The organism is uncultured Thiodictyon sp. (assembly GCF_903828115.1).
In the GTDB taxonomy this organism is placed as follows: domain Bacteria; phylum Pseudomonadota; class Gammaproteobacteria; order Chromatiales; family Chromatiaceae; genus Thiodictyon.
This window is the reverse complement of the sequence record NZ_CAIKKU010000846.1, coordinates 1-9009: the sequence shown is the minus strand read 5'-3', so window position 1 is coordinate 9009 and position 9009 is coordinate 1. Positions and strand designations below refer to the sequence as shown.

The window sequence follows — 9009 nt, the reverse complement described above, 5'->3', positions numbered from 1 at the left end:
TCACACCGGACCGTTACCAGTCTCGCATGTGCTCCTAGGCTACGACGGGAGAAACCGTCGGTTCCATCAGGTCGCCATATAGAGACTTCCAGTAGAACAATTACTTACGCGACTTCGTGTCGCACAATTATGATCAAGGCCGTCTGGGGGGTGGGACCGGCCGTGCAGTTGCCGACGAACACTTCCGGACGGGGCGAATTCCCCGTCCGGCCAGGCCCAACTTGATCTCGCTACCTCGTGTTGATGTCGGCCTGCCTTAGCGCTTCGTCCAGATCTCTCAGCGCATTCAGATACCGTGAGGATTCCGCCTCCAGCGGTTGCCAGAACTCCCGTTCAAACCTATCGCCCACTGTATCTCGCCACGCCTGGCGTGTCGCGATCCACTGGGTTTTCAGTGAGATATCATCGGCGTTAATTCGAGTATGAAGCTCTAGCAAAAGACTCATAGCGGCAATCATCCACTTTCGATGACTCGGGCCGGAACCGCAGACCACCCCAAATCGCGGGCGACCTTTATGCGATGCCGGCCGTTGGTGACCGAGAACGTCCCGTCGGAATAAGGCCCGTCGAGGACGATGGCACCCGCCCCGAAGAACACGTCGTACGTCATTTGCCTTGGCTTCGGCGTCCCTTCGGTCGTATACCCGTCCAGATCCAGAAACGTCCGGCCGTTGGCCTCCGGGTGACTGTCCAGATAGGGCAGAACCTGACGACGCAGCGTGCCGAAGGCGCGACGCATGTCATGCTCGCTGACCTTGCTGAACCCCTCGTCATGCCGGAGATCGTCACGCCGGCTGATGTGCTCCAGTGACATCCAGCGGAATCCGGGCGGCAGAGAAAACTGGACGACGGACTCCAGCTTTGGCACCTCCTGTGTCCGCGCGTTCGTCAGGCTCGGGGGTGCCGCGGCGGCCCTCTGAATGGGCTGCACGTCGCCGTCAAGCTGAACGGCAAGGTACGCCGCCCCCTCGTCATGTTTGGTTCGCAGCTTGAGCTGAGCCTTTGGGATGTGGTCGGAGACCGTGCGCTCGAACTGCCTGGCGAATGAACGGTAAGCCTGGCAAGCTTCCTCTGCCCGCCCATGCCAGCGCCTGACCAGGCTCAAGTGTTCCTTGGCCTCCGCCAGCGCCCGTCCCGCTTCGTCTGCTTCCTCCTCGGACGCGGAAGCACAGGCAATCTCACAAACCCGCAACTGACGCTCCGCCTCCTGGCGGCGCTCTGCGAGCTGTGCCATCTGCCGCCGCAAGTTGCCCTCGGCTAAATCCAGGCACTCTTTCCCCCGACTACCGAAGCGCCCCAGCGCGTCGGCCAAGTCGGTGAGTACGTTGAGTGAAAAAAGCTCAGCGCTTGCCATGATCGCAGCGAGTTACGCGAGAGCGAGTGCGATCGGTGTTATCAACGTAACCGCAAATAGGTGTCCAGCTTCGCTGCCTTCTTGCGCAAGAACTCTGCATAGGCCTTTGTCATTTTCAAGAACTGATCGAGATCTTGACTGGTGCTGGCGAAGGTCTTTTCGAATTGCTTGCATTTGTCATCCTTCCAGGTCTGACGCAACTGCTCGAAAGAATGCGCAGTATTGCGCTTCTTATGCTGGAGTGATGCGCACAACTCATCCAGAAAAACAGCGAAGCGACGCAGATCTTGCGGGTTAACTTTCACCTGTGGCATGGATTTCTCCTAGGACGGAAACTGGGTCTTGCGATACTGCTCAATAATCTCCGCATCTCGCTCCAATGCAGGAACGGTCTTCGCCGTTTCCTTCGCGAATGCCTTTAGCCGCCCCTGCGTCTTGCGCACATGTGCTGCGAATTTCTCAAACTCCTGGTCCCGCCAGGAGTCCTGTAACCTCCCCAGTTGGCCGTTCAGGTTGGCAAACGAGGTTTCGGCGTACTGGGAGAAATCCTTCAGCACCCTGGCAAACTCCCGGAGTTTCTCTGGATCGACATAGACGTCATTCATGGTATATCCCCCAAAGCAGTGATGTCGTTAGCGTCCGCGCAAGGTCTCAGCCATGCCCTCTAACCATTCCGTGGCCGGGATACGGTACGGCCGGAATTTTTCCAGAACCCCAGAGCGATCGTCGTCATATTTGATCATCTGATGCGGTCGATCCAATCGCGAGGCCGCAGTATCGTCCAACAGCCGTATCGAGTCGTCTTGACTCATGCTTCCCACCACCCGATACGCAAATTCACGCAGCGCCCGTGCGTCGAGGGTGCGCGCCAGATTGAGGAAGGAGTCACACCAAACCAGGGTGTGGATGCCGATCTCGGGACCCTCACGCAAGATGGCGGCGAACTGCTCGGCGGGGCTGGCCTTTGGCTCCTCCTCGCCGACGTGGTAACCCTGGTCGGGGTCGGGACGTAGGTCGCGGGCGCGCTGCAGTCCGAGGATGACAAGGTAGCCGCTCCATGACTCCGCGTTCGGCTCCTCGTCGACCCGCCGCCGAATCTCCGCAGTCAGCGCATTGAACAACCCTGCGATCTCGCGACGCTTCTTGACCACCTGGATGGGAAGCGGCACGGGCGCCAACGCGTCGTCCAGCTCATCGGAAAGTCCTTCCCAGGACGTCTTGGGAGTGCAGAGGTCGACGACGAAGACCTTCGCTGCACCGGGACGATGCTGAGCCGCCAATTCCAGCACGCAGGCGGTGAGTACACCCACCCCTTCTTCTTCCTCACGCGTGACCACCACGAGGTTGGCCCCGGCGGTACGAACCAAGCGGATGCTGGTCGGCGCCTCTTCCATCCCCATCGGCTCCCCCAGCCAGAGCTCGACGGGCGCGCTGGCCGGCGGCCACTCAGGCACCGCCAGAAGCTGTGCCAGGGGGACGCATGACTCAAGCTCGGCTGCCGCGTCGCCGTCGAAGATAAGCGGACGCCGGCCCGGAACTGCGATGGCCGCCTTCTCCTTGAGGGCGTGCAGGTAGCGACCGAGTTCCCCGTACTTGTTTTCGAGCAGCGCCACCTGAAAAGCGTGGTTGCCGCTCCGAAGGCCTTTGTCGGCGTTGTAGATCGCCTCGCCGGGACGCGACAGGTCCTGCGCGGCGGGGTTGTCGTCGCCCAGGATGAGGCGCGAGTCCGCCTCGCGGCACGGCAGCGCGATGCGGATCGCCATCTGATCGAACACGACCCGCCCCAGGTCCCAGGCGCGGCCTCCGAGGCTCTGCGACACCAGGATCATGTGGATACCGAAACTGCGCCCTGTCAACACCAACCCGGTCAGCAGCGTCTTGGCTCGCCGCGCGACCTCATCATCCTCCGCAAACAGTTCCTGGAACTCGTCGATAATCAGCACGATCCGCGGCAGGCGCTGCGCAATCCCGGCACGGTAGGCCGCAAGGTCTTTGACCGTCTGGGCATTGAATAGCTGCATCCGCCGCATTCTCTCCCGCTCGAGTCCCTCCAGGACGTTGAGACCAAAATCCCGACCGCTGTCCGAAGCGATGACTCGCGCATGTGGGAGGCGCGCCTTGGCGTAAATGGCAAACTCCACGCCTTTGAGATCCACCAGGTAGAGCTCCAACTCATTCGGGCTGTACGTCACGCCCAGCGTGGTGATGATCACGTGCAGCAGGTTGCTCTTACCCTTGCCGGTCTGACCAGCAATCAGTGCATGGGGCGAATTGTCGTTCAGACTGAACAACTGCGGCTCGGCCAGAAAGCGCCCGTCGGTAGCCTTGGCTAACCCGAGCGGAATCTCCAACCCATCCTGCGAGGTGTTCAACCCGCCATCGGCCACCCCGCCTTGCCGCCACCAGCCCTGAGGCTGTTCCAGCCGGTAACCAACAAGCCCAAGCACCTGCGCATACGGCACCACCACCGGCGTCTTTGCCTTGGCGGCGGAATCGGCCTTAATCGCCTCGCCCACCTCCTTGATGATGCGGCTCAGCAACGCCGGCGGACACGGGGGGTCGAGATCAAGGGTAAAGGTATCCTCGGGTTGCTCGGACCAGACGAAACGTCCGTCCTTGCACTGGACTACCGAGGTCGACTGAAGAAGGTCTTGGATGGAGAAGCCGTAGGGCAACGGCTTGGAGGTGTCTTGCAGGATAATCGGGTAGACGCCGCAGCGCGGGCCGTTCTGCACCAGACTCACGAGGCGCCGGGCCGATGCCTCGGTGAAGTTCACCGGAAAATCGAAGACCACCAACACCCGATAGGCCTCGGCCACCTCGTGGGCCTGGCGGTTGTAGTCCTCGATGGTCTTGAACTCGTGGCGCAGATACTTCTGGATGACGTTCTCCACGTGCTCGGTCAGTTCCTTCAAGCGCTTGTCGATGTGCTCGGACTCGGACCAGGCGCGGCTGGTGATCAGCGACTCCTCGTAATCGCCCAGCGGCATGAAGGCCGCCACGTTCTGCCCAAGGCCAAGGGGGTCGATGAAGGTAAAGCGCAGCTTGCCGGGCGTGACGCTCGCCAGCAGTCGCGCCAGGAGGGCCTGTACCGCGCCAATCGCCTGCAACCGACCCCGGCCGTCCGTCTCAACCAGGAGCGGACGGCCCGTCGGAAATCGGGAGACGGCCGGAATCTTCAGCACCGGGAACGGAGATTGGAGTCCGAATCGCGGCATCCCTTGGTTGTCCAGGGAAGGTCTCCACCTTCCCCAGAATGGGTCCTCCCAGCCTGTTAGCCAGACTGTCCCGGCCGCGTGCCCCACCAGGGAACGCATACGGTCCAAATCCGCTTGTCCGTCGATGGCTTGTTCCGTTGCTCGATCGAATGGCGGCGGGAGATTCTCCGATATACGCCCCACAGAACGGAAATCAGTCGCCAGGCGAGAAACTCTATTGAAATTGCGCTGGTTGATCGCCAATTTTCTGGCACCCTCTTGTATCTCCCACCAGAAACGCCCACTCGCGCCGTCTTTCAGGTGCACTTGTGCCGCATCCAAGTGGCCGCCCACAAGAAGGCGCAGTTGCCGAATGTCTTTGACAATCGGAGTTGCTTCTGCTTGTAAGTGGCGGCAACGGGCAGCCGCTGCCGCTCCTCGTTCTTCGGCTTCTCGCTTCGCCCGTCTCAGGGCTTCTTCTCTTGCCCTCGCTTCCCGTTGGATCTGTGCTTCTTGTGCCCTCCGGGCTTCCTCTCTTGCCATCGCTTCCCGTCGGCTCAGTGCTTCTTCTGCCCTACGTTCCTCCATCGTTGACGTAATAACCCACGCTCCGATGCCGCCTATAGCGCCGATATCCAATACCGCCTTTGGCAATTGGATACAAGGGTAAGAGCACGTGCCATAATTGTACACGCGAAAGTGAAAAGGATTGCAAACGCAATCCAGGGCATCATAACATACACATGGATTGTGATCGGCTGAACAGACATAGCCGTATGCCGTATAACCGGTCGCGTGAACGTGGTCGCCCCACGTAAAATGTCCCGCGGCCGCGTCGGCAGAAATGAGGCACAGAAGAGAAGCCAACAACCCCCGATGCGCGTCGAATAAGCTACCGCTTCTGCGGTGCGGGATAATTTTCAGCTCCTTTTCCGCCCGCTTGGAAATGTGAAGAGGAACGCCAGTAGTCAAAATATTCTTTACGATTTCACCGCAGCGTTCCGTCACAAAACTCTCTAGTGTCTTGTTCGCCGCGAGCAAATAATTCTCGCTGCCTGCGGAAAATACGCGCCGACCGGCCTCGATCAGGATCTCCGGATCGCTCCCGAAGCTTGCAGTCAAGGCATTGAACTGATCCTTCCGGATGTCCCGCGAGAGATCCACAAAGCAGTCCACCAAATAGATCAGCCGACCCAGGTGCTCGCCGACATGAAAAAGCGGATCACAATTCTCGGGACGCTGTGTAAGCTCTGCGGTAAAGCGAAAACACCGACCTAGGAAAGTCGCGGTTGGTGTCGCATATTCCTCGATCGATCGACCAGGGCGCGATTCGATGTCCCTCTGCGCTTCAATGGCCTCAGCAAGGTATGTCTGCGGAAACCCCAAGGTACCCAGAATGGATCTGGCCTTTTCCAATTGCCGGGCCTGCCATTGCTGAACAACATTGCCCAGACGGCGCGGCTTGTCTTGTCTCGCATCTGCTTGCTTGATGTAGAGGAGGAGCACCGCAAAACACGCAGCAACGACCTGTGGCAGGTCTTGATTGGAAAAGATCCGCATCCTGCGCGGAGCCACCGCGCACCAGCCTCTGGCGTCTATAGGGTCCGGCCGTTGTTGCGACAGTACCAGCAAACCCAAAACAGCAGCATCATACGAAACGCAGGTACGCGATACGTAGCCGAACAATGAACCTAGCGCACTACATTGGCCGCAATATAGTTTCTGATAGACGCTTCTATCCGCTTTGGATAATCTGCAGATATTCGGTCTAATATAGCCGTACATCGCTTTCCCTCTTTATTGATATGGTGCCAGGCTCGAACTGCTTTCGGCGTTGAACGCGGGCGCGGCGCTCGTGGTTGCGGCATCCGTCCGGCAAGGTGCTGAAGCGCTCGCGGGGATAAGGGGCCAGCCACAATTGGGTCGGGCGGGCAAATAAGACCTATTTGAGTCTGGTTCCTCCTCGGTAGTGCCTTTTCTGAATTGGAACATAATCTCTACGGGGCTTACGCCGCAAACCGCTCGACTTTAATCATCCGTGCCTGATGCTGCCGACGTTCGCGAAGTTTCTCTATCTCGTGCAGTGCTTCCGCGGCGATGTATTGCTCGTGGCAGGTGCGACAAACGATCATAGGGATATCTTCAATAACCAGAAGGCCATTGCCGCGACCGAAGGCTTTAGCGATCTGCCCTATTTCAACGGGCTCACCGCAGACAGGGCAGCGTGTTTCATTCATAGTAGATACACCGTTGCGTCTTCCCCGGTGCCCCCGGCGGTCGCAGTTGCTCACGCGATTAGGATACGCTGAACTCCGTTGCCTAAGGGCCTCGGGCGCGCCGCACTGATCTTGGATCGTGGCACGGCGGTGGGGTGCGCCGGCAACCGCCGGGGGGCGTTGCCAGGTGCAGGCGACGATCGATCAGGCTCAAACCGGGCATTCGCGGGCCGCAGGGCTGACCAGGAGACGATTGAGGGTAAAGTGTAGACGATTTTTCGGGTGCTGAGCGAGTGCGTCCGCGGGCTGTGGGCAGCCCGTCCGGGCGGGTGGCGCTGGCGGCGTGCCGCGGATCGCCGACAAGCAGGGCGCCGATGAACAACCCGGCATCTTTATCCGCTCTTGCGCGCTCGCCGAACTGGGATCGACTGATCGACAGCCAGCCCGCGCCCATGCGGGCCTTTAAGTTGTAGAATCATGCATCGCGACCGCGCGAACTGCCGAAAGGTCATCTTAACCGAGGAGGAGTTTCATGCGACTTAAGTCTAACCGCCGGGTAACCCTGGGGTGCCTGGTGCTCTTGAGTGGTCCGATGCTGGCCGCCGCGGCCCCCGAGAAGGGCACGACGCCGGACCCGGACAAGATCGTGGCGGGCATGTGTGCCTACCTGAAATCGCTCGACCGGTTCTCCTTCCGGGCCGAGGTGACGGACGACGAGGTCTACATCGGCGGCAAGAAGCTGCAGTTCGGCTTCACCACCGAGACCTTCGTCGAGCGGCCGGACAAGCTCCGCGTCGATGCCGCCGGCGATCTGTTCGACAAGCAGTTCCTGTTCGACGGCAAGACCCTGACCCTGGTCGACGTGGGTGAGAAGGTCTACGCCAGCGCGCCGGCGCCCGGCGATATCGAAGGCGCCCTGGCCAAGGCCGACGGCGAACTGCGGTTCCGGGTACCGCTCGGCGACCTCGCCAGCGCGCGGCTGTGCGAGCACCTGGCGAAGGGCCAGGGGCACGCGCTCTTTGTCGGGCCGAGCAAGGTGGGCGGGGTGGCCACCGAGCACCTGGCGTTCGACCGTGCGGACATCCAGTTCCAACTCTGGGTCGCGACCGGGGACCGGCCGCTGCCGATGAAGATCCTGATCAACCAGAAGAACCTGCCGGCCGCGCCGCAGTGGACCGCGGTCCTGAGCGACTGGAAGACCGCCGCCAAACTGAAGCCGGACACCTTCACCTATAACCCCGGGCCCGGCGTCAAGCAGATCAAGTTCGCCCCGCCGCCGCCGCCCGCGGCGGCCAAGGCCCCGGACAGCGGCCCCGCCATGACCCCAGCCCCGACAGGAGAAAAGCCATGACGACAAGCCAATTGAAGATGCTCCGCGGGGCCTTGCTGGTCACGACGGCGCTCGGCCTGGCCGGCCTGGGGTCGCTCGCGGCGGCGCGCGGCTTTGGCGGCGGGGGCTTTGGCGGCGGCGGCTTCCACGGCGGTGGCGGCGGCTTTCGCGACGGCGGGTTCAGCGGCGGCAGTTTCCGCGACGGCGGCGATGCCTTCGGGGGCGATCACGCCGATGTCGACCGTAGCTTCAGTGCCGACAGCAACGTCAACGTCGACCGCAACGTCAACGTCGACCGCAACGTCAGCGTCGACCGTTACGGCGATGCCGGGGTGGCGCGCGGGCCGGACGGCTCATTCGCCGCGCGCGGTCCCGGCGGCGATTACGTGGCACGGGCGCCGGACGGCGCCGTCGTCGCGGGCGGGCCAAATCGTGGTTACGGCTATGGGGCACCGGGCTGGGGGGGCTATTACGGTGGCGGCGCAGTCGCCGCGGGCGCGGTCGCCGGTCTGGCGGTCGGTGCCGCGGTGGCCTCCCTGCCGCTGGCCGCCGAGCGGCTCGCCATCGCCAATCAGGAATACTATGTCGATGGCGGTGTCTATTACCAGCCCTGTTACCAGGGGGCCGTGTTGAATTACTGCGTCGTGCCCAACCCCTACTGATCCCCTGCTCTTGGCGCGGCGGCCGACCACCGGCCGCCGACGGGCAGGAGGAGGCCCGTGAGATAGCCGGGACCCTGTGGGAGCGGCTTTACCGTGAAAGTGCGTAGTCAGGCCATCCTGGCCTGACGGTGTCGGGGCTGGAACAGTCAGGGCTGGAAGCCCTGACTACGCCGCCCCGCACGCTGGCCATCGAGCTAGCGGTCGAGAGGACTTACATGTTCCGGGGTGGCGCGGGTGCCATGACCGTTGG

The 9009-nt window shown here is 61.6% G+C and carries 7 protein-coding genes; 2 read left to right on the top strand and 5 right to left on the bottom strand.

Annotation, left to right across the window (positions count from 1 at the left end):
* Nucleotides 1-454 precede the first annotated feature (454 nt).
* The 5 genes from QZY48_RS31650 to QZY48_RS31630 form a co-directional block, all read right to left on the bottom strand.
* The gene (locus QZY48_RS31650) at nucleotides 455-1354 is read right to left on the bottom strand and encodes a hypothetical protein (protein WP_295438168.1); all 900 of its coding nucleotides are present in this window, start codon (nucleotides 1352-1354) and stop codon (nucleotides 455-457) included.
* Between the two features lie 41 nt (nucleotides 1355-1395).
* Entirely contained in the window at nucleotides 1396-1668 is a 273-nt protein-coding gene (locus tag QZY48_RS31645) for a WXG100 family type VII secretion target (protein WP_295438165.1), read from the bottom strand.
* A 9-nt stretch (nucleotides 1669-1677) separates the two neighbouring features.
* Complete coding sequence (locus tag QZY48_RS31640) at nucleotides 1678-1959, bottom strand: WXG100 family type VII secretion target (protein ID WP_295438164.1); 282 nt, start codon at nucleotides 1957-1959, stop codon at nucleotides 1678-1680.
* Nucleotides 1960-1986: 27 nt separating this feature from the next.
* The gene (locus QZY48_RS31635; RefSeq protein WP_295438162.1) at nucleotides 1987-6336 is read right to left on the bottom strand and encodes a DUF5685 family protein; all 4350 of its coding nucleotides are present in this window, start codon (nucleotides 6334-6336) and stop codon (nucleotides 1987-1989) included.
* A 221-nt stretch (nucleotides 6337-6557) separates the two neighbouring features.
* Nucleotides 6558-6788: a YgiT-type zinc finger protein gene (locus QZY48_RS31630; protein WP_295438160.1), complete on the bottom strand. Its 231-nt coding sequence runs from the start codon at nucleotides 6786-6788 to the stop codon at nucleotides 6558-6560.
* Nucleotides 6789-7299: 511 nt separating this feature from the next.
* On the opposite strand from QZY48_RS31630, the gene QZY48_RS31625 reads away from it, so the two are divergent.
* Entirely contained in the window at nucleotides 7300-8118 is an 819-nt protein-coding gene (locus tag QZY48_RS31625) for a DUF2092 domain-containing protein (RefSeq protein WP_295438158.1), read from the top strand.
* Nucleotides 8115-8759 carry a hypothetical protein gene (locus tag QZY48_RS31620; RefSeq protein WP_295438157.1) on the top strand — a complete coding sequence of 215 codons (645 nt, stop codon included), beginning with the start codon at nucleotides 8115-8117 and terminating at the stop codon, nucleotides 8757-8759. Before QZY48_RS31625 ends, QZY48_RS31620 begins: the two co-directional genes overlap by 4 nt.
* Nucleotides 8760-9009 lie beyond the last annotated feature (250 nt).